The following is a 23,980-nucleotide window of genomic DNA, read 5'->3' as shown; positions in this document are numbered from 1 at the left end:
ACATAAACATTGAGGAGGCAAAATGAATGAGTGTGTTGAAAAGCTCGAAAACGAAAATCGCTGCAGTGGCGGCAGCATCTGTGCTATCGATTGGCATTTTTTCAGGAATTGAATTTGGACAAGCTGACAAAGCAGAGGCTAAAAAGAAGCCAAAAAATGACGTGCAAAATGTGATCGTGCTGATCGGGGATGGCATGGGAACACCGTATCTTTCAACTTACCGTTCATTTAAGCATAACGGAGACCTTTCAAAGCAAACAGCGTTTGACCCTTACCTCACTGGCATGCACAAAACATACCCTAGCGACTCGAAAAGCAATATCACTGATTCTGCCGCAGCTGGTACAGCTATGGCAACTGGTAAAAAGACTTACAACAATGCGATCAGTGTCAATAAAAACGGTAAAAAATTAAAAACAGTTCTAGAAGAAGCAAAACGGAAGGGAAAATCTACGGGACTTGTCGTGACCTCTGAATTAACAAATGCCACCCCTGCTGCGTATGCGGCTCACGATGTATCGAGAAAAAACACAGCAGCCATCGCTGATGATTTCTTCGATGAAAAAATCGGTAAACAGCATACAGTCGATGTCATGCTTGGCGGAGGTCTCGTCGATTTTGTCCGAAAGGATCGTGATTTAACGAAGGAATTTAAACAAGCCGGATATGATTATGTCACCAATAAAGATGCCTTACAAAAAAACAAAAACCAAAAGGTGTTAGGCATTTTTGCTGATGGCGGTCTTGATAAAGCGATTGATCGTGATAAAAAGACCCCTTCCCTGCAAGACATGACATCTTCAGCCATTAAACAGCTGTCTAAAAACAAAAATGGATTTTTCCTTATGGTAGAAGGCAGTCAAATTGACTGGGCAGGACATGATCATGATATTGTGAGTGCCATGAGTGAAATGAAGGATTTTGAAAAAGCATTTGAAGAAGCGATTCGTTTTGCAAAAAAGGATAAAAATACGTTAGTCATCACCACTGCCGATCATTCAACTGGCGGACTTTCCTTTGGGGCAGACGGCTCAGGCAGCTGGGATTACAAACCGGTAAAAGCAGCGAAAAAGACCCCTGATTTTATCGCAAACAAAATCGTCAGTGGCATGCCTGTTGAATCAGCGCTGAAACAATATATCGATCTTGATTTCACAAAAGAAGAAATGGCCTCCATTCAAAAGGCCGCTGAAACAAAGGATGCTCTTAAAATTGATGATGCGATTGAAGAAGTGATCAACGTGAGATCACATACAGGCTGGACCACATCAGGTCATACGGGCGATGAAGTGCCATTCTTTGCGTATGGCCCAACAAGCCAAAAGCTAAAAGGTCTGATGGAAAACACCGATCAAGCAAAACACATTTTCAAACTGCTGAAAAACCAATAAAACTGGCAAAAAAGATGTCTGCTAAGAGACATCTTAGATTGTTGACAAAGTGCTAAAATGATGTTTATTTTAGCACTTTGTCTTCTTTTCAGCGTGATAGAAAACCTTTGCAGCCCTAGGAAGGGCGTCTACTTTTGCGGAGCGAATTGAACATTCGTGAGCACCAGCGCGCAGGACTGACAACGAATGCGAGGGTTTGTCTACACGCTGAGATGTCTGCTAAGAGACATCTTTTTTTGTTTTTTTATGCGAGATATTTTCTGTGGACTCCTTTTCCATCATACGAAAACATGACTTCTTTTCCTTCAAGAATGGATTCGATATGCACACTTCTTCCCCATAGCTGATGCAAATATGGGAGTACTTTTTCTAAGTATTTCAGATCTAGTTCAATGCCCTCATACCAATGTTTAATATAGAGTTCATTGTTTTTTAAATAGTCGCCATCCATCACGGTCAAATAAGGAAAGCCGCCATTGACCCTCATGCTGACTAGCTGATCACGAACAGCCTTCCATTCTTTATCGATGACTTTATAATCTCTCCCTTGTTTTTGAAACAAGTACAAATCTTCTCTCATCACAAGGTCTTTTGTTAAGTAATTTCGAATGAAGGAAATATCTGATTCAATCTCCCTTACTTCAAACATTTTGCTGCGGCCCGATCCTTCTTTCACCCCTGCTTTTTTTAATTCTTCACATGGGTTGTCATAGCGCTCTTCGATATCTTCAAAAATCTTCAAACCTAAATAGTAAGGATTGATGCCTGTTTTTGATGGCTGTACCACGCCAGCATTTAATTTGGCAAACTCGATCGATTCACTTGAATCTAATTCAAGCTCTCGCATTATCCGCTGATGCCAATACGATGCCCAGCCTTCATTCATAATCTTTGTTTCTAGCTGAGGCCAAAAATAGAGCATTTCCTCCCTCAGCATCGTGAGGACGTCGCGCTGCCACGGCTCTAACTCCCGGGAGTGCGCCTCAATAAAAAGTAAAATATCTTTTTCCGGCTTTGGCGGAAATGGCTTGGCGATTTTCTTTTTCTCACGTATTTTCGGCTCATCCATTCCCCACAAATCATCATACGGCGTCTGACGCTTTGGTTGGTCATCTTCATATTCTTCTTCATCGCCGATATTCCAGCTTAGTTTTGAACGAACAAGAGACGGATCAATATGCTCCTGAAGAGCCAATACGGCGTCTAAAAAGGATTCAACTTCTTTTGTTCCATGAAGATGCTCATATTCCTTGATCCGCTCTGCCGCTGCTGACATGCTTTCTACCATGTCTCGTTTTGTGTTTTGGAAACGGCAATTATTTTTGAAGAAATCACAGTGTGCCAGTACATGAGCCACAATTAATTTATTTTGAACAAGCGTGTTGTTATCAAGTAGAAAGGCGTAGCAAGGATTTGAATTGATGACTAGCTCATAAATTTTGCTTAATCCTAAATCATAATGAAGCTTCATTTTATGAAATTGTTTACCAAAGCTCCAGTGGCTGAATCGTGTTGGCATTCCGTATGCACCGAACGTATAAATAATTTCCGCGGGACAGATTTCATACCTCATCGGATAAAAATCTAGACCAAATCCTTCTGCAATTTCTGTAATTTCATCAATGGCTCTTTGTAAAAGACGTTTTTCTGATACGCTCAAGGAAACCATCCCTCCTCATCGGACTTATCCCTACTATATGAGCGCATCTAAAAAAACATGATGTTCCGCCATTCGTTTAGACGACTTCCATTTCTTTCGTGGATTGCCCGCCGAATGACTCGAAATGTATATTCTGTTCTGGAATTCCCAGCTCTTTTAGTATATGAATCATCTCCTGTGTAAACACCGGGGAACCGCATAGATAAAATTGGCCTTTCCCTTCTCCAACCACTGATTGAAGGAATGGACGGTCAATGCGGGAAGCTGCCTTTTCAACAAGCTCACCCTTACCAGACTGCGCAAATTGTTCATTACATAAGATGATGCGGCCATGCGGAGCTGATGCTAGAACGCTTTCAAATTCATTTTCAAAAGCGGTGACATCCTCTAATCGATCTGCATGAATCATTGTAAATGGATGGCTGTTTTGCGCTGCTGTTTTCAATAAACCGATCATTGGCGTGACTCCAGAACCAGCACTAATGAAATAAACAGGCTCTTTTGTGGCTTCTTGCAAGCAGAACATTCCCTGCGGCATACTCACTTGAAGAACGTCTCCTTCTTCCATTTCATCATGCAAAAATGTAGACACATGACCATCGCGCTTCACTGTGATGCGGTAATAAGATGGATGATGCGGATCTGATAAGCTGTATTGTCTGCTACACATATAAGCCTCACCTGGCATATCTGCCTGAACCGTCATATATTGACCTGCTTCAAACATTGGCAGCTCTGATTCATCTTCTGGTACTAAGTAAAAGGAGATCAGCGCTGGAGATTCCTGTACCTTTTTCTTTATCACAAACGGCTTCACATCTGCCCATCCACCTGGTTGCTTTACATTCACCTCCATCATTTCTGCTTCAATCGTGATAAAAATATTTGCAATGATGTCATATGCGGCCTTCCAAGCTAAAAGCGTGTCATCTTTTTCCGTTAAACCAAACACTTCTTTCATCGCTTCAATCAAGTGATATCCGACGATTGGATATTGCTCTTTTTTGACCATCACACTGACATGCTTATGGGCAATCTGTTTGACCGCAGGAAGTAATTCTTCTAATCGATCGATGTGTAGTGCAGCTTGATATAGTGTCGCAGCAAGCGCCTCTGGCTGACTTCCGTTCATGAGGTTTGTTTGATTAAATTGATTGAGTAGCTCTGGATGCTGACGAATCATATTTTGATAAAAAACAGTCACAAGGTTGGTTCCCTCGGCTTTTAATAGAGGGGCTGATTGTTTAATAGCATTCATTTGATCTTTAGATAACATCGTCATTCCTTCTTCCTAAAGATGTATTTTAAATACATCTTTATCGTAACGGATGACAGCTTATAAAAGCAATATTTATAATACATGTTTTGAATGTTGACACATTTAACACTTTCTCGAACAGTTTTTGTCTAAAATGTGTTACGATGATACAAAACTCTATAGGGTTTAGAGGTCGTCAAAATGAAACTAACGAATTATACAGATTTCTCATTAAGAGTACTCATTTATTTAGCATCAAGAGAGAACAATGAACTGTCAAATATTCAGCAGATCGCCGATGTTTATGGCATTTCTAAAAATCATCTGACAAAGGTGATTTATCATCTTGGAAAACGCGGCTATGTTGAAACGATCCGTGGAAGAAATGGCGGGATTAGGCTTGGGAAAAGCCCAGAAAGCATTAACATTGGAGAGGTTGTCCGTTATACAGAGGATGATTTAGTCATGGTTGAATGCTTTGATCCAAGGAAAAACAGCTGTATCATCTCCCCGATTTGTTCATTAAAGCATGTACTTCATGAAGCACTTACTGCTTACTTGCGCGTTCTTGACAAATACACATTAAAAGATTTAACACAAAACAAAGATGCTCTTAGAGAGCTCCTCCTTTAGACGAAAGAATTCTATTCTTTCGTCTTTTTCTTTACCTTCTTGTAATAATAATTAATTTAAAATTATTATAAATAGATATTGACTATCATGTTTGATTCAATATAATTAGGGTATATAGATTGCTAGAAACCATTTTTTTGTTTACAGGAGGAGAAAAAGAATGACAAATTCAAATCATAAAAATTTGACAACGAACCAAGGCGTACCTGTTGGCGATAACCAAAACTCAAGAACAGCTGGTCACCGCGGACCTACATTTCTTGATGATTACCATTTGATTGAAAAACTTGCACACTTCGATCGTGAACGTATTCCAGAGCGTGTCGTTCATGCGAGAGGCGCCGGCGCTTATGGTGTGTTTGAAGTTGAAAATAGTATGGAGAAACATACAAAAGCGGCTTTCTTAAGTGAAGAAGGAAAACAGACAGATGTTTTTGTTCGCTTCTCAACCGTTATTCATCCTAAAGGTTCACCTGAAACATTGCGTGATCCGCGCGGCTTTGCTGTCAAATTTTACACAGAAGAAGGCAACTATGATCTAGTTGGTAACAACTTGCCGATCTTCTTTATACGTGATGCATTGAAATTCCCTGATATGGTTCACTCTCTCAAGCCAGATCCTGTAACCAATATCCAAGATCCTGACCGTTATTGGGATTTTATGACCTTAACACCTGAATCCAGTCATATGCTCACATGGCTCTTCTCTGATGAAGGAATCCCTGCGAACTATGCTGAAATGCGCGGTTCTGGTGTGCATACATTTAGATGGGTCAACAAATATGGAGAAACAAAATATGTGAAATATCACTGGAGACCTTCAGAAGGTATTCGCAATTTATCTATGGAAGAAGCAGCAGAAATCCAAGCGAATGATTTCCAGCATGCGACAAGAGACTTATATGACCGTATTGAAAATGGCAACTACCCAGCATGGGACTTATATGTCCAGCTGATGCCTCTGAGCGATTACGATGATCTTGATTATGATCCATGTGATCCAACAAAGACATGGAGCGAAGAAGATTACCCGCTTCAAAAAGTAGGACGCATGACTCTGAACCGCAATCCTGAGAACTTCTTTGCTGAAACAGAGCAAGTTGCTTTCACACCAAGTGCACTTGTTCCAGGAATTGAAGCATCTGAAGATAAATTGCTTCAAGGTCGTCTGTTCTCTTATCCAGATACGCAGCGTCATCGTCTTGGTGCCAACTATATGCGCATTCCGGTGAACTGTCCTTATGCACCTGTACACAATAATCAGCAGGATGGCTTTATGACAACGACTCGTCCAAGCGGTCATATTAACTATGAACCAAACCGTTACGATGATCAGCCAAAAGAAAATCCTCACTACAAGGAAAGTGAACAAGTTCTTCACGGTGATCGTATGGTGAGACAAAAAATTGAAAAACCAAACGACTTCAAACAAGCTGGGGAAAAATATCGAAGCTATTCTGAAGAAGAGAAACAAGCATTGATCAAAAATCTAACCGCTGACCTGAAAGACGTAAATGACAAAACAAAATTACTTGCGATCTGCAACTTCTATCGTGCAGATGAAGACTACGGACAACGATTAGCCGATTCACTTGGCGTGGATATCCGCTCATACCTTCAAGGAAGCATGAAATAATTGATCCGGAAAGGGCACCTCTAATAAAGAGGTGCTTAGATTGTTGACAAAGTGCTAAAATGATGTTTATTTTAGCACTTTGTCTTCTTTTCAGCGCGATAGAAAACCTTTGAAGTCTAGGAAGGGCAGCTACTTTTGCGGAGCGAATTGAACATTCGTGAGCACCAGCGCGCAGACCTGACAACGAATGCGAGGGTTTGTCTACACGCTGGGCACCTCTAATAAAGAGCTGCTTTTTTATAGACGGAATACGTTAATACTAATCAAATGACCGGTCACCGGGTGAAAATAGATTTCTGCATGCGCAGCAAAAAGCGTTGAGCCTTCCTTCACGGTGACGCGAAAGACATCTTTTGTCTGATCTTCATTTACTTGTGTACGCCCGATATATTGATAATCGTTTAAAGCGGCGCCTTCATATTCCTTTTGCAACGCTGTGTACGCAAGTCTTTCCCAATTTTCAACAGGCTGCATCGCTGCATTTGTTGGAGGATGGATCATGAAACTGCCAAACAAAACCATTCCTGCTGCAAAAGGCACCCACCATTTCGGCTGCATGATATCATTGCTCTCACTTTCATGTATATTTTGTTTATGTTTTGCTGATCGATCCATTTTCATACATGAAGCATTTATTCAGCCTATAATTCCCGGTACACGATTGATGCGGACACCAACTTTTCCCCTGAAAATGTCGATATGTTCCGAGCAAACTAATGAGGACTTCTCAAGGGAAAGGAGAAGGTTTGATGAATGTGGCGGATTATGATAAAGCACTTTATTATACGCATCGCTCGCAATGGGATAATTTACTTATTCTTATGGTACGTACGCAAGATGACTTGCTCTCGAAACGTATTGAGCATTTCTTACACGCGTATCAATTTAACCGGAACGATGCTGATGTTGAAAAATGTTTATATGGGCTCCTGCAGTACATTGACCATGCTTCAGAGGCTGCTGCTTCTGAAGTTTATTCACAACCGGTGTACACATAAAGAAAAAGGCTGATGATCAGCCTTTTTACATACATTTAGCAGTGCGCAGTGATTGGAAGCATAAAGTGGTCTTTTACCCAATCTTGTTTTGTATAAACAAACAGCGCATCCTCGTCATTTGGTGCCTTCACCGCGTGTAAGCCGTCAATTGACGTATCAGGTGTAAAATAGAACAGCACTTTTTCCGTCGTTTCACTCACAATATATGCAACAACTTCCTCTATATTTTGTCGCTCGAGAGAAATGATATCAAAGACATGTATGGTTTCATTTTCTTCATTCATCAGAACAATCGTATCCAACGCTTCAATATAGAAAATGGCATCCCGCCAAACGAATGTAAAATAAAACATCAATAAGCTGCCATGATCCTTAGCATCTAATTTCATTGAGCCTGTTTGGCGTTTCTCTGCGAACTGTTCAAGTAATGGCAGGTCATGTTCCAACGTCAGCTGCTTGAGACGCACGTTCTTTTTCATTTGAATAGCGCTTTTGCCGATATTTAAAATAAATTCACTTTCGTCATAACGAGTAAAGCCGAACCTTGGATAAAAATCCAGTACAGTTTCATTGGCAAAAAGAAAGATCAAATCACAATCATGTTCGTACGAATCCATAATATGCTGCATTAACTTTGTCGCTAATCCCTTGTGGCGGTAGGCTTGATCCGTCATCACCGTGCCAATTTGAACAGCTCGATACGTTTGGCCATCAATGTTCAGCGACATGAGATAGACGGAAGCGTTTGAGATCACTTTCCCGTGATGGACAAAGGAATAAGGAATATATTTTTCATCCCAATACCCTCTTTTATACCAGTCACTAAAATCCAAATCAAATGTCTTGATCGCTAACTGATTAAAACTTTCTTTCAATTTTTCATTATGGCGATAATCACTCACTAATTCATATGTCTCCATGCTCATTTCCTCCTTTTATCATTTCACCTTTAGTCAGCCGGTTTATCACCCCCTTCAAAATAAAAAAAGACTTGATGAGCATATACTCATTAAGTCTTTTTTCGTTTTACTCATAGAAATTAGACTGAACATGCTTCTCTTTTCACGCAAAAGGGCACGTCAAATAAACCAACAACCGTGCTCTTTTTATTCAATTCATTGAACTGAATGTGCGCTTAAAAATTTTAGCATAACGACTAAATTCCCTTCTGTTATAGCAGCTCTTTAGGCTGACTTTTTTGATAATCCACTGCATACAGAGCCGCTTGGGTACGATCTGCCAGCTCTAGTTTTGATAATACATGAGATACGTGCGTTTTGACAGTTTTTTCAGAAATAAACAAGGATGAGGCAATTTCTTTATTGCTTTTCCCCTTTGCAATTTCGAATAAGACATCTCGCTCTCTATTGGTCAGCTCTTTCATTAACTCCCATTTTTGCTCTTTTGGCTCAGTCAAATGTTGCACAAGAAAATTGGTGATATGACCATCTAATTGATAGGTGCCTTTTTGTACGTCAATCATTGTCGTAAGAAGTTTTTCTGGCGCTACATCCTTGAGTTGATAGGCTTTTGCCCCTGCTTGAATGGCGGGAATAACATAATCTTTATCCGCATAGCTTGTCAGGATCACAATGCGGGTATCAGGCATTTCCAGCGTCATTTGTTTCGTTGCCTCAATGCCATTCATTACAGGCATCGATAAATCCATGAGAACGATATCAGGCCGCGTTTGTCTGACAATTTCTAATGCTTCTTCTCCATTAGAAGCCTCACCAACGATTTCGACGTCAGGCTGTGTCTGCAGGAAAAACACAAGCCCTTTTCTCACAATATGATGATCATCTGCAATGACAACTCTCATGACGACCCCTTCCTTTCTTGAGAAAATGGCACCTTCACTTGAATAGTGGTTCCTTTACCGAGCTCAGACTCTATACAAAATGTTCCACCAGCTCTTTTGATACGGTCTGACATCCCTTTCAGACCAAGTGAAGGGAGGCTCATTTGCTCGTCATACTGAAACCCTTTTCCGTGGTCGATGATTTTCATCTCAAACGTGTCTTTTGATTGTTTAAGCTGGACCTTGACTTCCTCTACTTCCGCATGTTTTTGACAATTATTCAGCGCTTCTTGGCATACCCGAAACAACGTTTCATGCTGGGAATGATCCATCTCCATACAGCCTGATAACGATAATGTACAGCGTAATCCTAAAAGCTTTGCATACTCTTGAATCCCTGTTGTGAATCCTTTTTCAAGTCCTCTTGGCCTTAGCTGCCAAATGAGTGACCGCATTTCAACCAGTGCATCTTGTGACAAATGCTGAATAAAATCAATCATTTCCCCTAGATTCTGATCGTTTGTCATTTGACGGGCGGCTTTAGCAGTCAGGCTGACTGAAAATAGCATTTGGTTAACGGAATCATGTAAGTCCTGTGCAAGCCGGTTTCTTTCTTCCAAAAGAGCATGCTGATGTTCGTTTTGCACAAGCTTCATCCGTTGAATGGCGGTACCAATTTGAAGCGCAATGCTTTCAAGCAAGTTCAATTCTTCTTGCGTAAATGTGACTTTTCCTTTTGCCGCCACATTCAATAACCCGAACGTACGCTTACATGCTTTGAGGGGAACCGTCGCATGATGCGTAATTCCTTCAGTATCCCCAAGCTGCTTTTTCATCGCCGTTTCGATGCGTTTACAATTCATAATGTTTGTGGCTGATTGGAGTGAACCTTTTGTGTATCGATTGATGCAATAGCAATCGTTTTGGCACATGAGCTGCTTTTGATGCTTTGCCAGCGCTTCGGGTAAGGAGACCTCTGCCATCAGTTCATACGAGCCGTCTTTTTCTATAAAATAAATCCATGCGGAATGAAAGCCTGTGACATCCATCAGCATATGGAGCACTTCATGAAGCGTATCTTTCATTTCCGTGCCTTCATTTAGCTTTTCAGCAATTTCTTTTAACGTTTTTAATGTTTCAACCTTCTCTTGATATTCTCCCATACTGTTTACCCCCGGCATTTGCTGCCTTCTCTTTTCATTACGCTCATTATATCATGAGCATTCTGCCGGTTCTTTCGCTAAAAGGATGATTTTTTCTCATCCTTTTGATGGAGAAAAAGCCATCATGTATTCACACAATGGCTTTGTTTGTTTATTTAGCTGTTTCTTCCACAATTTCATAAACGACTTTCATCACTTCTTCTGACAAATGCTTCAGCTTTTCTTCGCTATCTGTTAACGATGTACCTTTGACAGCAATATAAAATTTCACTTTAGGCTCAGTTCCGGAAGGTCTTAAGCAGAACCACGAACCATCCTCAAGGAAATATTTCAGCACGTTTGATGCTGGAAGGTGAATGGGTTCTTCTTTCTTTTCGGCAATCAGATATCTTTGACTTGATTGGTAATCCTCGATGACAGTGATGCGCTGACCCGCGATAGCAGCTGGCGGATTTGTTCTAAAGGTATGAAGGATCGCTGAAATTTGCTCTGCTCCTTCTTTTCCTTTTAAGGTTAACGACTTTAACCCTTCCCGGTAAAATCCAAACTCCTTGAAAATATCAACAAGCGCATCATACAAGGACTTGCCTTGTTTTTTATAGAAAGCAGCGACTTCGACAGCTAACAGCGCTGCTTGCACGGCATCTTTATCTCGAGCAAAGTCACCGATCAAATAGCCATAGCTTTCTTCGTACCCGAATTGAAACGTGTATTCTCCGCTCTCTTCGAATTGCTTGATTTTTTCACCGATAAATTTAAAACCAGTAAGCGTGTCAATCGTATGGGCACCAAATGCTGAAGCAACAGCACGCCCGAGCTCACTTGTGACAATCGTTTTCATCACAACAGGACGAGGCGGCAGCTGACCAAGCTTTTGTTTTTCAGACAATAAATAATGGAGCAATAGGGCTCCTGTTTGGTTGCCTGTTAAGACGGTAAACTCTCCATCATGATCTCTGACCGCAATACCTAACCTATCCGCATCTGGGTCTGTTGCAATGAGGATATCGGCATTCTGCTTTTCGCCAAGCTTGATGGCATACTCAAATGCTGCATGCTCCTCTGGGTTTGGCGATGTCACTGTTGAAAATTGCGGATCTGGTCTTTCCTGTTCAGGCACAACGGTTACGTGCTGATAGCCTAAAGCTTGAAGCCCTTTTCGGACAGGCTCGTTGGCCGTACCATGAAGCGGTGTGAAAACGACTTTAACATCGACCTCACCTGCCAGCTCAGGGTGGACACTGATGGTTTTTAATTTTTCAATATAAGCATGATCGATTTCTGCTCCGATCATGTTGATCAGCCCTTGTTGTTTTAACGTTTCTTCTGAATCAACTGAAATCGACAGTTCATTTTCTATTGCATCTACTTCTTGAATGACTTGATCTGCTTGAAGTGGAGGCAGCTGTCCGCCGTCTTCTCCATATACTTTATAGCCATTATATTCTGGTGGATTATGACTTGCTGTTACGACAATCCCAGCAAATGCATTCAGCTCTCGTACAGCAAAGGAGAGCTCTGGTGTTGGACGCAGTTCGTCAAATACGTATGTTTGGATGCCCTGCGCGGCAAGAGTTTTGGCTGCTTCCATCGCAAATTCAGGCGATTTATGGCGTGAATCATATGCAATGGCGACGCCTCTTCTTTTTGCATCCTCTCCATGTTTCGCAATATACGCAGCAAGACCTGCAGATGCTTTACGAACCGTGTACACATTCATTCGGTTCGTGCCAGCACCAATCTCCCCGCGCATTCCTCCAGTGCCGAACTCAAGGTTTTTGTAGAAACAGTCTTCAAGTGCTTGTTGATTATCTTGATGTGCCTCCAGCCATTCCCTTAGCTCAGTATCCAGGTGCTTCTCATTGATCCATCGCTCATAATTCGTCTTCCAACTCATGGTCGTCCTCCCAGCTCTTATCATCAATAAAATAACCTCTACTGCTATTTTATATGGAATCAACCTTTATGTCATGCTATATCATTGAGAGATGAAGAAAATGCTGAACAAATAAAAAAAGCCGATACATGATCGGCTCAGATTGTAGAGAAACTCATGTTTTTCTACAATCTTTTTTATTTTCATCGTAATGATGATGGATGAGATTTAATGAAAAAGGCCTCCCACACACCTAACCTAGCTTCGCTAGGTGTGTGGCAATCTTCTTCATGTTCTGGCACGCAGCTGTGAGAAGAACTTGCTCACTCACATTCTGTTTTCCCCTCAACCGGCAGTAGCGAAGCCCATGCAGTTGTTTTGAATCTGCAAAGCTTCGCTCTATTTTTTCTTTTCTCTTTTTATATAGCTTTTTTCCAGAGACAGACAGACGATTTTGTCTGACCTTTTCTTTGTGTTCCTCCCAAACATGTCTTGAGATCACTTTTTGATGATTTTTCGATCTTGTACAGCTCTCGAGGAAAGGACACGAGATGCATTTTTTAGGGTCTGATTTGTAGTACCTATAACCTTTTCGATCAGTTGTCGTATATAACAGCTTCTCACCATTTGGACATATGTAATGATCTTGTTCAGAATCATACTGGAATTTCCACTTCTCAAATAATCCTCTTGTTGGATGAAAGCGTCTATGTGCGATGACACCAAAAATACGGCGATCGGATAAACCTTTACAGATTGGCGTTGTCAAATAACCAGAATCAAGGGCAACCGCTTCTACTTGAAAACCAAATCGGGCGATTTGGTAATCCAATCGATCAAGATACGGAACGGAATCATGGACATTGCCGGGTGTGACATGTGCATCCGTGATGATATTGTACTTCATATCCGTTGTACGATGGTCTAAGTAGAAAAAGCCTTCCGGTTTGTTTTCACGATAAAGATAGCCACTTTCAGGATCAGTCGTACTTTGGCGAATGTCTCTTTTCGTTTGCACCTCCTCTTTTACCTTTAAGGGCTTTTTTCCGTGTGCCACCCGATCTTCTTGGATCGCTTCTTCTAAATCATTTATATAGTTCTGAGTATCTTGTTCAATCGTTTTTCTCGTATATTTATGTTTATTGGCATTGGCTTTAAGATGAGTCGAATCAGTAAAAAGAACGCGGCCTCCTACCATATCATGATTGATGGCTTGAAGCACAATTTCATCAAAAATGTCTTGAAAAATCATTGTATTTTTGAATCGAGTACGACGATTCCAGCTAATGGTCGAGTGGTGGGGAACGGGGTCATTGATGTTCAAACCTAAAAACCATCTATACGCCATGTTATAGTAAATTTCTTTTTCAAGTTGTCTTTCAGAACGGATACCGTACAGGTAACCGATAAACATCATTTTGAACAAAATAAGTGGATCAAGAGAAGGGCGACCTTTATTCTCGCTATAATACGGTTTTACTTTATCTACGATAAATGAAAAATCAATGTACTGATCAATTTTACGAAGCAGGTGATCCTCTTCGACCAGTTGATCTAGCAATACAAATTCGGCTTCGTGCTGAGAAGAATTTCTAGTGTGGAACATGAGAAAAACACCTTCCTTTAGTATGCTTTTCTCTATTATAAAACGGGGGAATGGAAACTTTAAGGGGAAAAATAAAGCTGTCGAGATTTTCTCGACAGCCTGAGCCGATACATGATCGGCTTTTCTTTTATTCAGCATCAAGCGGTACAACTGCTTCATGGAATAGTTGATCTAATTCTGTTTGATGCTTCTGTTTTACTGCTTCATCCCAGCCAAAACGCTCTGCCATATAATCAGCGACTGGCTGTGCATATTTTTTTGCCCAGTTGATATTAAATAGTAGGCTTCCTGTTCTTCTTAAGAAGAAATCGACAGGAGTAACAGCTAATTCTTCTTCGATTGCATAGACAAGCTCTGCGAGTACATACGCTGGAATGTTTCGTTTGTCTGCTTCACCTTGAAGCTGCTCTACACGCTTGAAGAGACTGCTGACGTTTGAGCCATATTTTTCGGCGAGTTTTTGAGCAATCGGTTCTGTTAAACCAACAGATGCTCCTTCTGCTGTTTTCGCTTGGACAAAGGCAGCCATATTTTTAGATCCGCCTACATGACCGCCTGAAATTGGCATATGCTTTGTTTTACATGGCCCGAAGTCTTTGCCTGTTTCTTCTTTCAGTCCATCACGTACAAGATTCACAATGTGCTCAGCCATTTTGCGGTAGCCTGTTAATTTACCGCCAGCAATGGTGATTAAGCCTGAAGATGATGTCCATACTTCATCCTTACGAGAAATTTCTGAAGGGTCTTTGCCCTCTTCATGAATGAGTGGACGAAGACCAGCCCAGTTAGATTCAACATCTTTTTCTGTAATATTGAGATCAGGGAACATGTATTGAATCGCTTTGATGACATAATCTCGATCTGCTTTTGTCATACGCGGATGTTCCAACTGCTTTTTGTACACTGTATCTGTTGTTCCAACGTACGTTTTTCCTTCTCTTGGAATCGCAAAGACCATCCGTTTATCAGGTGTGTCAAAGTAGATCGCTTGTTTTAATGGGAAGACTGATTGGTCGAATACTAAGTGAATACCTTTTGTATGCTGTAAGTGCTTCCCTTCTTTTGAGTGATCCTTGTCTCTTAGTTGATCGACCCATGGACCTGTCGCATTGACGATTTTCTTCGCATATACATCGTAGGTTTTCTCCGTCATGACATCTTCAATGACAACACCGACAACTTTGCCTTTATCATAAATAAATTCTTTTACTTTCGCATAGTTGACCGCTTCTGCTCCGAATTTCACAGCCTCTTTCATGACTTCGATTGTAAGGCGTGCATCGTCCGTACGGTATTCAACATAGTAGCCACCGCCTTTTAAGCCGTCCTTTTTCACAAGCGGTTCTTTTGCAAGTGTTTCCTTCGCGCTCAGCATGCTTCTGCGTTCGCTATGCTTGACACCAGCTAAAAAGTCATACACTCTAAGCCCAATGGATGTTGAAAACTTACCGAATGTCCCGCCTTTATGCATCGGAAGAAGCATCCATTCTGGTGTTGTTACATGAGGACCGTTTTCGTATACAATGGCACGCTCTTTACCGACCTCTGCGACCATTTTTACTTCAAATTGTTTTAAATAACGAAGTCCACCGTGCACTAGTTTCGTTGAGCGGCTAGATGTACCTGCTGCGAAATCCTGCATTTCTGCAAGACCGACGCGCATTCCCCGTGAAGCCGCATCAAGTGCTGTACCCGCGCCTGTAATACCCCCACCAATGATAAACACATCATATGGTTTTTTTGTCATTTCCTGCAGCATTTGTTCTCTTTCTAAGCTAGAAAAAGTCATCTCTTGTTCCTCCCATGTTGTACGGTAAAGAAAAAGAGACCGCAAACACCCAAAGCGTATTTCTACACTTCGGTGCCTGCGGTCTCTCCAGTTCTCCAACCGTTCTATTAACTTAATTGAAGTATACCATACTTTTGGTTTATTTGAAAGCTTGAGCTGCTTTTACAGCCTTTTTCCACCCGCTGTATAACGAGTCACGGCTGCCTTCTTCCATCTTAGGATCAAAGCGCTTGTCAAGGTTCCATTGTTTTGCAATGTCTGAACGGTCGTTCCAGAAGCCAACTGCTATTCCCGCAAGATAGGCCGCACCGAGTGCCGTCGTTTCATTAATTTCTGGACGCTCTACAGGCACATCCAGTAAATCACTTTGGAAGCCCATTAAGAAATCATTTTTTACAGCTCCGCCATCCACACGCAATGTTTTTAATGAAATGTTTGAATCCTTTTCCATCGCATCTAACACATCTTTCGTTTGATAAGCAAGTGATTCTAACGTTGCACGGACAAAGTGCTCTTTAGAAGTACCGCGTGTTAATCCGAATACAGCGCCTCTGACATCACTATCCCAGTATGGTGTGCCTAGACCAACGAATGCCGGAACGACGTATACGCCATCCGTTGACTCAACGCGCTCTGCATAAGCTTCGCTGTCTTTCGAGTCTTTAAACATTCTGAGTCCATCACGCAGCCATTGAACCGCTGAGCCAGCAACGAAAATACTTCCTTCTAAAGCATATTCAACTTTGCCGTCAATGCCCCATGCAATCGTCGTTAATAAACCATGATCCGACTTAATGGCTTTTTCCCCTGTATTCATCAACATGAAACATCCTGTACCATATGTGTTCTTCGCCATTCCTTCTTCAAAGCAAGCCTGACCGAATAAAGCAGCCTGCTGATCTCCCGCCGCTCCTGCAATCGGAATATTTCTGCCAAAGAAGTGATAGTCTGTTGTTTCACCATAAATGTGTGAAGATGGTTTCACCTCAGGAAGCATAGAAGCAGGTACGCCAAGGATATCAAGTAATTCTTCATCCCATTTCAGATCGTAAATATTGAACATTAATGTTCTTGATGCATTGGAGTAATCTGTGACGTGTGATTTACCGCCTGTCATCTTCCAAATAAGCCAAGTATCGATTGTGCCAAACAGTAAGTCGCCATTTTCTGCTTTCTCACGGGCACCTTCTACATTGTCTAATATCCATTTTACTTTTGTACCTGAGAAATAAGCATCGATGAGAAGACCTGTTTTATTTCTAAACGTTTCACTGTGTCCTTGCGCTTTTAACTCTTCACAAATGCCAGATGTTTGTCTTGACTGCCAAACAATTGCATTGTAAATAGGTGCGCCTGTATGTTTATCCCAAACAACCGCTGTCTCACGTTGGTTCGTAATTCCGATACCAGCGATTTGGTCTGCTTCAATTCCTGATTCAATTAAAGCAGTTGAAATGACCGATAGAACAGAGCTCCAAATTTCATTTGCATTGTGTTCTACCCAGCCTGGGTTCGGAAAATATTGATTAAATTCCTTCTGAGTTGTATGTGCAATTTTGCCTTCTTGATCAAATAAGATCGCTCTTGTGCTTGTTGTCCCTTGATCTAATGCAAGAATATATTTTTCTTTTGTCATGATGTTTTCCTCCCCTTACATACTTTCATTTACAGCATTTGTTTGGTTTTTCGTAGTGATATAGAGTCCTAACAATACCACAACTAAAATAACGCTTACAATCCAAAAGGCTGGTGTGACGTTCGCTTTAAAGGCTGCATTGTAGAAAACACCGCCAAATGCGCCGCCTAAAATTGGACCAACGACTGGCACCCAAGCATACTTCCAGTTCGATGGGCCTTTCCCTGGAATCGGCAAGATCGCATGTGCGATTCTCGGACCTAAATCACGTGCAGGGTTAATTGCATAACCAGTTGTTCCACCTAAAGAAAGACCAATTGCAACAATTAAGAAACCAACAATCAGCGGATTGACTCCGTCTGCAAATTTATTTGCACCAATCGCTAAGATTCCTAGAACCAATACAAATGTACCGATGACTTCACTAAGTACGTTTGCAAAAGTATGCGGAATCGCAGGACCAGTTGAGAATACGCCTAGCTTTGCACCTGGATCATCTGTTGCTTTCCAGTGCGGTAAGTAATGTAAAAAGACAATAGTAGCCCCTATTAGTGCACCAAGCATTTGACCAACAATATACATTGGAACATCAGCCCAAGGAAAACTTCCTTCTAGCGCAAGCCCAATTGTGAGTGCAGGGTTTAAATGCGCTCCGCTAATTCCACCAGTTGCATATGCTGCAATGGCTACTGCAAATCCCCATCCGAAAGCGATTACAATCCAGCCGGATTGATATGCGAGTGATTTCTTTAAATTAACTGCCGCACACACACCGCCCCCAAAAATAATGAGCAGCATTGTACCTACGACTTCTCCCCAAAATGGTGTCATGAAAAATTCCTCCTCTGGTTCAGTTGCCATCCCCTATGAATGTGTAGAAAAGATAAAGAAAAAGATCCACAACAAACATACTTTACATCAGGGTCATTTGTCACCTAGTAAAGCGTTGTTGTGGATCTCCGTTTCTCCATCACATGATATTAACTTAGTGCAATAGTATCAGAGGATGAAAACGTTGTCAATAAATATTCACATTTTATCTTTTCACTTTTGGAACGCTTTCCAAAGGGTGGTATTTGAGGTCGTCACAGCTGTAGCCCCTGCTTCAAGCGCTCTTTCTACATCTTCTTTTGTACGGATAAATCCGCCTGCAAAAATCGGGATCCCAGTTCGCTCGCGCACTTCTGTAATTAAATCTGGCACGACGCCCGGCAATACTTCAATAAAATCTGGACGATGTTTCCCAACGAACTCCATGCTTTTTTCCATGGCACTCGTATCAAGTAAAAACATTCGCTGAATGGCATATACCTTTTTTTGCTTGGCTTTTACTATGACAGAAGACCTAGTAGAAATTATTCCTGCTGGCTTCATTTCCTGACAAATAAATTCCGTTCCATACTCATCATGTTTAATCCCGTGAATGAGATCGACATGGACAAACATTTTTTTGTGATGAGCATTTGCCTCATTCATGATGCCCTTAAGCCGGCCTAAGTGAACATCAAGTAAAACACCATATGTAAATGGACTTTTTAAAAATTCCTCAAATTGCTTCATATTGCGTACAGCAGGTAAAATGGGTTGATCATGAAAACTCATAAGCCGTCTCCTTCAAAAGTGTATTGGATCAGTCTTCTCCTAACAGTAATTGAAACTCTTCTATTTTTCAATACACCTAGTGTGCCCAATACCGATTTCATCTCACATCATCTTCATAGAACTAGCTCAAAATGATGGAAAGCAAACTTTTATTCCATAAAAAAAGCAGAGAAGTTCTCTGCTATAGCTGTGCCATGCTTTCTTTTAAGGTATTGATGATAAATGAGGCGTCATCATCTGTTATATTAAGCGGCGGTGCAAGCTGGGCAACGTTATTATAGCCCGCCACTGTATCCCCATTTTTCCCGATGATCAGTCCGCGTTTTTTACATTCAGCAATCAATTGACCGACGACATGTGGCTCAGCTGGCTTTTTGGATTGTTGATCCTGAACAAGCTCTATGCCAAACAGCAAGCCTTTTCCTCTGACATCTCCGACAAATGGGTGTTCTTTTAACTCTTGCAAACGTTCAAGCATATCCCGGCCGAGCGCATCGGACCGTTCAACTAATTGCTCGTTTTCCATAATCTCTAGGTTGGCAAGTGCCACCGCACAGGAAGCAGGGTGCCCGCCAAATGTATTCACATGACGCAGCCTGTCATACGTATCTTCTCCTGCATAGGCTTCATAGATTTCTCGTTTCACGCACGTTGCAGAAAGCGGTAAATAGCCGCTTGTGATCCCTTTTGCCATGGTGATAATATCCGGCTTTACTTCCTCATGCATAAAACCAAACCGCTTCCCTGTCCGGCCAAATCCGCAGATGACTTCATCTACAATGAGGAGCGCTCCATGAGCTTCACAGATGTCTTTGACCTTCTTCAAATACCCTTTTGGCGGCATTAGGATACCTCCGCCCGTAATGATCGGCTCCATAATGACCCCTGCTATCGTCTCACTTAGTTCCCACGTCATGGCCTGATCAATGGCCGCAGCACTTGCCAAATTCTCTTGATCCTCAGGATGACGATACACATCAGGCGGTGCGACATGAATAAAGCCCTGACCTAATGGTTCATATTTATATTTACGCTGCGCTTGACCGGTTGCAGCAAGAGCAGCTGCTGTATTGCCGTGATACGACCGGTACCGGGAGATGAACTTTGTCCTAGCACTCTCTCCTTTTTGCGCATGATATTGTTTGGCCATTTTAAATGCAGCTTCATTGGCTTCAGAACCGCTGTTAGAAAAGAAGATGACATAGTCCCCGCCAAGCCACTCATTTAGCTTTTCAGCCAGCTGAATCGCCGGCACGTGGCTTTGTGTAAGCGGATAGTAAGGCATTGTCTTTAATTGCTTATACGCCGCTTCTGCAAGCTCTTTCCGGCCATATCCGGCATTTACGCACCAAAGGCCTGACATCCCGTCTAAATAGCGATTTCCATGAATATCTGTCACCCATGCGCCTTCTGCCTCGTGAATGACCATACTTTCATTTTCCTTGTTTGTTCCTTTCATTTGATGCCAGATCAACTGATCATCTTTTGCCTGAAGATTTTGAGCCTGCTCATGTATTTTCATCTTCCCGCCCCCATGTATCCGTTTTCATCATTAAAGAAGCTTAGACCAATTCAGCAGCACATTGCCTCTCCATTCATTATATGGATGAAACGTGAGGCATATGAAACTGGAACCAGGCCGCCCGTAAGAGAGAACCAATCGTTACTTTCATTATAAAAAAGGGGTCAGGCCGATTACATTAGACAGATCGTCAACTGATTGAACACCAGCATAAGACACTTTTCTTGATGCCTTGGCAAAATGGAGCACACTCTGCTAACGTCGATTTCCTTGCAGGAATTCATAAGCAAGAATCGCAAATTCAAGCGCCTGTCGTTTCGGCGCCTGCATCATATCCTCACCGAGCAAGGCATGCAGTTTATCCAGTCTATGATAGAGGGTTTGCCTAACAATATAAAGCTGGCTTGCGGTTTCTTTTTTAGAACCGTTTGTCTGTAAAAAGATATTCAGCGTTTGATAGAGTCTCCCGTTATTTTGATTATCGTATAAAATCACGGGCTCTAAATACTCTTTCACCATACATTCAAGCAGACCGCTTTCCTTCATCATAGGCATGAGACGGAGCATATGTAGATCTTGGTAAAATGGACTTTCCACCCGCTGAGGCATCACTTTTTTTAAATGTAGCACTTCTTTGGCTGCTTGAAAGCTTTTTCTCATGTGCTGAAACTTTTCACAATATTGCCCGATACCAAAATTGATCTCGGCCCCTCGGGGCTGCTCTCGGTCATACAATTGTTTGATGTCGTTTGCAGCCTTTTCTGCACGCTCTTTCCAGTCCTCTTTCTTTCTCGTGTTTAATAAAATAAACAAGGTTTGTTCTTGATGCTCATATGCAATCAGATGGAAACCCGCACGCTGAAAAATGGAGCGGCAAGAGACAAGAAAGTAAAGGTTCCCTGCGATTTCTTCAATTTGATGATGCTTTTGAAAGAGCAAGACTACGCAGCCAGTTGGCTTTTTCACCCCTTCTGTTTCTTCAAGGTGCTCTATGATCTCTTGTTCTGTATGCTCTTCTTGAAACCATTTTTGCAGCCATTCAATTTCTTTTGTCTTCTTCAGCTCTTCTGTATAAAGCTCTCTTAATGTTTGCTGGGCTAGAGCATTCGCTCCTTTATCCATCACAAGCAGTTCGAATTCAGAGAGCATGTCCGCTTGATGAATGAGCACAAGATCTGCAAATGTTTGTTTGAGCGCAAGCACTTGTTTTTGTGTCACTTCGTATCCTTTTGGCACGGAAGCAAACTGCAAATAATTCATGACCAGTTCTTCCGTTTGTTTGGAAGAATCACATATAATAATCGGCTCGCCCTGAACAGGGAGGAGTAAAAGAATCCCCCTTACGTGCTGATACACTTGATCCAAAATATCCATCTGCGGATGCGGGGTCAGTAAAAGCTCATTTAGCTTTGATGATAGTGCTTCTAAATCAGCCATCATTTGATACTGACGCTCGATCATCATCGTATGAAGATGCTGCGTGATGTTGACGAACTTCACTTCTTTTGTAAACAGAATAAGCGGAAAATCTCTCTCTTCTGCATAGGTCAGTAATTCTTCCGGCACTTCGAATCTTAGCGGAACAAATTCAATACACAAGCCGGCCGCCCCTGAATCAATCAGCTGTCGTAAAAACGCTTGAAACACATCCAGTTGATCATGGAAGCCTGCGGCTGTCGTTAATATCAGCTCGCCTCCATTTAATAAATCTTCTACATCAGGCACTTCTAACACATGTATCCATTTGACCTGCCGAAACAATCCTTTTTCCCCTGCTAACACTTTTGCATGCGCAAAATGCTTCGTTTTCAACACGTCACTCACTTGGAAATGAACATCTACATTCATTCATATGTCCCCCTTTGTTTGCCGCCTATCCCCTATCCCAGAGAGTGCATGGATAAAATCCATAATAAAACTGGTAATGTCACGATACTTAAGATTGTACTGAGAAATGTCGTGCTTGAAACAAACTCAGGCTTCGTTCGAAATTGTACAGCCATCAGCGTGGTATTTGCTGCTGTCGGCATGGCTGCCACTAAGATCATAATTTGTTTCACCATATCATCTACCGGTAAAATAAGCGTAAAGCCAAATGCAATAAGTGGGGAGATAAACAGCTTCAGCAATACAGCATAAGAAATATTGCGATAATCCACTTGCTTAAAAGAGATCACAGCAAGCTGCATACCTAAAATAAGCATAATCGTCGGTATGGCAGCATTCCCTACAAGCTGAATACCCGTCATCAGCTCTTTAGGTAATGAAAGATCAATCAGCTGAAATAATAGACCGATGAGTGCCCCGTAAGCAACCGGCATACGCAGCACTTTTTTCAAGACGACCTTTCCATCTCCCGCATCCTCTCCGCCCTTTGCTGCATAATACATGCCGATTGTACTCATGACAAGCTGCTGCAGCACCATCAACACAATCGCAATATCCAAACCTGCGGCTCCGAAGACAAGCAGCACAACAGGCGTGCCATAGTTTCCATTGTTCATAAAAGCTGACGACAGAATCATGGCGCAATACGTTTCATTCGAATACCCATAAATACGAGATAAAATAAAAACACATAAAATAAGTGCAAGACAAAGCCCGACAACAAAAATGGATAAATACACATAGTCCATCGACACTTTGTTTTGATAAAAGGTTTCAAACGCAAGAAATGGTGACATTAAATATAAAGACATTGATGAGAGCGTATGTATGTCAAAACCAATCGCCTTCTGCCCGATATACCCGATCAGGAATATGCCGAACACTGGCAGTAAGACAAGTAAAAACTCCATGCTGCACCTACTTTTCTCTAGTTGAATTCCAGATTCCTTCTGCTCCTCATTATCATACCACTGATAAACAATAAAAAAGAAGCACCCTTATGAAAGGCCGCTTCTTTCCTCATCCATATAAAACACTTCCCACAAATGACCATCAAGATCCTGAAAGCTCCATCCATACATGAACTCATGATCCTGCTTCTCCTTAAACGGTGAACCACCTGCCGCCATTGCCTTCTCGACAAGCTCATCGACCTCTTCTCGTGAATGAACACGCATAGAGATAATCACCTCTGATGCCTTTTTTGCTTCCACTAATTGTTTCTCTGAGATGGATTGAAAATGCCTAAGAGATAACAGCATAACGGTGATCGTGTCATCAATGACCAAACAGGCCGCCTGATCATTCGTGAACTGCTGCTCAAAGTCAAAGCCCAGCTGCTCAAAAAAAGCGATAGATTCCTTCACATGATTTACCGGCAAATTGATATACAGATGTTTAGATTGTCGCCCCATGTTCCTCTCCTTTTTGAACACATAATCTCCTTTCAGTATATTCAGCTTTTTCTCCAGCATCCCTTTGTCAATTGAAAAAATCTGATGTCATCAAAAAGTAGCGCCTC

At 41.7% G+C, this 23,980-nt stretch carries 20 protein-coding genes; 4 read left to right on the top strand and 16 right to left on the bottom strand.

Translation table 11 applies throughout. From position 1 onward, the window contains the following. Window positions 1–26: 26 nt before the first annotated feature. Window positions 27–1,391 carry an alkaline phosphatase gene (locus tag NST39_RS05220; protein WP_065098948.1) on the top strand — a complete coding sequence of 455 codons (1,365 nt, stop codon included), beginning with the start codon at window positions 27–29 and terminating at the stop codon, window positions 1,389–1,391. 244 nt (window positions 1,392–1,635) lie between these two features. Here NST39_RS05220 and NST39_RS05215 read toward each other — a convergent pair whose 3' ends face one another. Together NST39_RS05215 and NST39_RS05210 are read right to left on the bottom strand one after the other, a co-directional pair. After that, a complete protein-coding gene (locus NST39_RS05215) occupies window positions 1,636–3,060 on the bottom strand; it encodes a SpoVR family protein (protein WP_411814156.1) in 1,425 nt (474 codons plus the stop codon). 67 nt (window positions 3,061–3,127) lie between these two features. Further along, window positions 3,128–4,327: a globin domain-containing protein gene (locus NST39_RS05210; protein ID WP_341027390.1), complete on the bottom strand. Its 1,200-nt coding sequence runs from the start codon at window positions 4,325–4,327 to the stop codon at window positions 3,128–3,130. A gap of 183 nt (window positions 4,328–4,510) precedes the next feature. On the opposite strand from NST39_RS05210, the gene NST39_RS05205 reads away from it, so the two are divergent. Both NST39_RS05205 and NST39_RS05200 read left to right on the top strand, forming a co-directional pair. After that, the gene (locus NST39_RS05205; RefSeq protein WP_003210795.1) at window positions 4,511–4,942 is read left to right on the top strand and encodes an Rrf2 family transcriptional regulator; all 432 of its coding nucleotides are present in this window, start codon (window positions 4,511–4,513) and stop codon (window positions 4,940–4,942) included. Between the two features lie 160 nt (window positions 4,943–5,102). Then, complete coding sequence (locus NST39_RS05200) at window positions 5,103–6,578, top strand: catalase (protein WP_341027389.1); 1,476 nt, start codon at window positions 5,103–5,105, stop codon at window positions 6,576–6,578. A gap of 237 nt (window positions 6,579–6,815) precedes the next feature. Here NST39_RS05200 and NST39_RS05195 read toward each other — a convergent pair whose 3' ends face one another. Then, window positions 6,816–7,199 (bottom strand): YqzG/YhdC family protein, encoded by a 384-nt coding sequence (locus NST39_RS05195; RefSeq protein ID WP_341027388.1) that lies wholly within the window; start codon window positions 7,197–7,199, stop codon window positions 6,816–6,818. A gap of 128 nt (window positions 7,200–7,327) precedes the next feature. Here NST39_RS05195 and NST39_RS05190 point away from each other — a divergent pair, with 128 nt between their 5' ends. After that, window positions 7,328–7,576 (top strand): YhdB family protein, encoded by a 249-nt coding sequence (locus NST39_RS05190; RefSeq protein ID WP_003211315.1) that lies wholly within the window; start codon window positions 7,328–7,330, stop codon window positions 7,574–7,576. A gap of 35 nt (window positions 7,577–7,611) precedes the next feature. Here the strand turns inward: NST39_RS05190 and NST39_RS05185 are convergent, their stop codons facing one another. The 13 genes from NST39_RS05185 to NST39_RS05125 form a co-directional block, all read right to left on the bottom strand. Further along, entirely contained in the window at window positions 7,612–8,496 is an 885-nt protein-coding gene (locus tag NST39_RS05185; protein WP_341027387.1) for a GNAT family N-acetyltransferase, read from the bottom strand. Window positions 8,497–8,747: 251 nt separating this feature from the next. Further along, window positions 8,748–9,398, bottom strand: coding sequence for a response regulator (locus NST39_RS05180; RefSeq protein WP_003212112.1), 651 nt, complete (start codon window positions 9,396–9,398; stop codon window positions 8,748–8,750). After that, a complete protein-coding gene (locus tag NST39_RS05175) occupies window positions 9,395–10,540 on the bottom strand; it encodes a GAF domain-containing sensor histidine kinase (protein ID WP_065098951.1) in 1,146 nt (381 codons plus the stop codon). Before NST39_RS05175 ends, NST39_RS05180 begins: the two co-directional genes overlap by 4 nt. Window positions 10,541–10,691: 151 nt before the next feature. Further along, a complete protein-coding gene (locus NST39_RS05170; protein ID WP_341027385.1) occupies window positions 10,692–12,437 on the bottom strand; it encodes a phospho-sugar mutase in 1,746 nt (581 codons plus the stop codon). A 232-nt stretch (window positions 12,438–12,669) separates the two neighbouring features. Then, entirely contained in the window at window positions 12,670–14,022 is a 1,353-nt protein-coding gene (locus NST39_RS05165; protein WP_341027364.1) for an IS1182 family transposase, read from the bottom strand. Between the two features lie 127 nt (window positions 14,023–14,149). After that, window positions 14,150–15,811: a glycerol-3-phosphate dehydrogenase gene (gene glpD, locus NST39_RS05160; protein ID WP_217012959.1), complete on the bottom strand. Its 1,662-nt coding sequence runs from the start codon at window positions 15,809–15,811 to the stop codon at window positions 14,150–14,152. A gap of 139 nt (window positions 15,812–15,950) precedes the next feature. Continuing rightward, window positions 15,951–17,447, bottom strand: a complete 1,497-nt coding sequence (gene glpK, locus NST39_RS05155) for a glycerol kinase GlpK (RefSeq protein WP_217012958.1) — start codon at window positions 17,445–17,447, stop codon at window positions 15,951–15,953. A 15-nt stretch (window positions 17,448–17,462) separates the two neighbouring features. After that, on the bottom strand, window positions 17,463–18,278 hold the full coding sequence (locus tag NST39_RS05150; protein WP_003211784.1) for an MIP/aquaporin family protein: 816 nt from the start codon (window positions 18,276–18,278) through the stop codon (window positions 17,463–17,465). 213 nt (window positions 18,279–18,491) lie between these two features. Further along, window positions 18,492–19,049, bottom strand: coding sequence for a glycerol-3-phosphate responsive antiterminator (locus NST39_RS05145; protein WP_003212480.1), 558 nt, complete (start codon window positions 19,047–19,049; stop codon window positions 18,492–18,494). Window positions 19,050–19,230: 181 nt separating this feature from the next. Beyond that, window positions 19,231–20,571: an aspartate aminotransferase family protein gene (locus NST39_RS05140; protein WP_126741914.1), complete on the bottom strand. Its 1,341-nt coding sequence runs from the start codon at window positions 20,569–20,571 to the stop codon at window positions 19,231–19,233. Between the two features lie 255 nt (window positions 20,572–20,826). After that, on the bottom strand, window positions 20,827–22,419 hold the full coding sequence (locus tag NST39_RS05135; protein WP_217012957.1) for a PucR family transcriptional regulator: 1,593 nt from the start codon (window positions 22,417–22,419) through the stop codon (window positions 20,827–20,829). Between the two features lie 32 nt (window positions 22,420–22,451). After that, complete coding sequence (locus tag NST39_RS05130; protein ID WP_341027383.1) at window positions 22,452–23,369, bottom strand: AEC family transporter; 918 nt, start codon at window positions 23,367–23,369, stop codon at window positions 22,452–22,454. An 87-nt stretch (window positions 23,370–23,456) separates the two neighbouring features. Next, a complete protein-coding gene (locus tag NST39_RS05125; RefSeq protein ID WP_113768345.1) occupies window positions 23,457–23,873 on the bottom strand; it encodes a VOC family protein in 417 nt (138 codons plus the stop codon). Window positions 23,874–23,980: the final 107 nt, after the last annotated feature.

Origin of the sequence: Bacillus sp. FSL W8-0645, from assembly GCF_038007905.1 — a bacterium.
GTDB classification, from domain to species: Bacteria; Bacillota; Bacilli; order Bacillales; family Bacillaceae; genus Bacillus; species Bacillus pumilus.
The sequence above is the reverse complement of the archived record's forward strand: the minus strand, read 5'-3'. Positions and strand labels throughout refer to the sequence as shown.

Coding starts and splice junctions, on each gene's coding strand:
- NST39_RS05220 (WP_065098948.1), top strand. CDS start 27: ATGAGTGTGTTGAAAAGCTCGAAAACGAAAATCGCTGCAGTGGCGGCA.
- NST39_RS05215 (WP_411814156.1), bottom strand. CDS start 3,060: ATGGTTTCCTTGAGCGTATCAGAAAAACGTCTTTTACAAAGAGCCATT.
- NST39_RS05210 (WP_341027390.1), bottom strand. CDS start 4,327: ATGTTATCTAAAGATCAAATGAATGCTATTAAACAATCAGCCCCTCTA.
- NST39_RS05205 (WP_003210795.1), top strand. CDS start 4,511: ATGAAACTAACGAATTATACAGATTTCTCATTAAGAGTACTCATTTAT.
- NST39_RS05200 (WP_341027389.1), top strand. CDS start 5,103: ATGACAAATTCAAATCATAAAAATTTGACAACGAACCAAGGCGTACCT.
- NST39_RS05195 (WP_341027388.1), bottom strand. CDS start 7,199: ATGAAAATGGATCGATCAGCAAAACATAAACAAAATATACATGAAAGT.
- NST39_RS05190 (WP_003211315.1), top strand. CDS start 7,328: ATGAATGTGGCGGATTATGATAAAGCACTTTATTATACGCATCGCTCG.
- NST39_RS05185 (WP_341027387.1), bottom strand. CDS start 8,496: ATGGAGACATATGAATTAGTGAGTGATTATCGCCATAATGAAAAATTG.
- NST39_RS05180 (WP_003212112.1), bottom strand. CDS start 9,398: ATGAGAGTTGTCATTGCAGATGATCATCATATTGTGAGAAAAGGGCTT.
- NST39_RS05175 (WP_065098951.1), bottom strand. CDS start 10,540: ATGGGAGAATATCAAGAGAAGGTTGAAACATTAAAAACGTTAAAAGAA.
- NST39_RS05170 (WP_341027385.1), bottom strand. CDS start 12,437: ATGAGTTGGAAGACGAATTATGAGCGATGGATCAATGAGAAGCACCTG.
- NST39_RS05165 (WP_341027364.1), bottom strand. CDS start 14,022: ATGTTCCACACTAGAAATTCTTCTCAGCACGAAGCCGAATTTGTATTG.
- glpD (WP_217012959.1), bottom strand. CDS start 15,811: ATGACTTTTTCTAGCTTAGAAAGAGAACAAATGCTGCAGGAAATGACA.
- glpK (WP_217012958.1), bottom strand. CDS start 17,447: ATGACAAAAGAAAAATATATTCTTGCATTAGATCAAGGGACAACAAGC.
- NST39_RS05150 (WP_003211784.1), bottom strand. CDS start 18,278: ATGACACCATTTTGGGGAGAAGTCGTAGGTACAATGCTGCTCATTATT.
- NST39_RS05145 (WP_003212480.1), bottom strand. CDS start 19,049: ATGAGTTTTCATGATCAACCCATTTTACCTGCTGTACGCAATATGAAG.
- NST39_RS05140 (WP_126741914.1), bottom strand. CDS start 20,571: ATGAAAATACATGAGCAGGCTCAAAATCTTCAGGCAAAAGATGATCAG.
- NST39_RS05135 (WP_217012957.1), bottom strand. CDS start 22,419: ATGAATGTAGATGTTCATTTCCAAGTGAGTGACGTGTTGAAAACGAAG.
- NST39_RS05130 (WP_341027383.1), bottom strand. CDS start 23,369: ATGGAGTTTTTACTTGTCTTACTGCCAGTGTTCGGCATATTCCTGATC.
- NST39_RS05125 (WP_113768345.1), bottom strand. CDS start 23,873: ATGGGGCGACAATCTAAACATCTGTATATCAATTTGCCGGTAAATCAT.